Below are 366 nucleotides of genomic sequence, written 5' to 3'. Positions count from 1 at the left end.
ACCGGCCAGCACGGCCGAGATCTCGCGCGCGATCGCCACGCCCAGGTAGCGGTGACGGTTGCCGAACAGCTCGGGGAGCATCGCGCACTGCGGGCCGAGCATGGTGTTCACGGCCACGCCGATGCCGACCGCGATCACGGCGATCGCGAGGACGTGGTTGCCCAGCGACAGCATCCACCAGGCGGGGAAGCAGTAGATCAGCATGAACACGGCACCGAAGCGGTAGATCGTGCGGCGTCCGAAGCGGTCGGAGAGGTGTCCGGCGAACGGAACGGAGAACATGCCGATCAGCGAGCCGATCGTCACGCCCCAGGTCAGCAGGCTCTTGTCGGCGGCGTCGCCGACGACCGACACGAAGAAGGCGAG

The 366-nt window shown here is 67.8% G+C and carries 1 protein-coding gene (only partly in view); it reads right to left on the bottom strand.

Going from position 1 to position 366, the window contains the following annotated elements:
* The coding region annotated (locus tag BGN97_RS17980) for an MFS transporter (protein ID WP_292704637.1) crosses the window boundary (this coding region is incomplete at its 3' end): on the bottom strand, positions 1-366 show 366 of its 1,179 nt. The annotated region continues 813 nt past the right edge of the window.

This window comes from Microbacterium sp. 69-10 (assembly GCF_001897945.1).
Taxonomy (GTDB): Bacteria; Actinomycetota; Actinomycetes; order Actinomycetales; family Microbacteriaceae; genus Microbacterium.
Note: the sequence above shows the minus strand (reverse complement) of the source record. Positions and strands in the feature narration are given on the sequence as shown.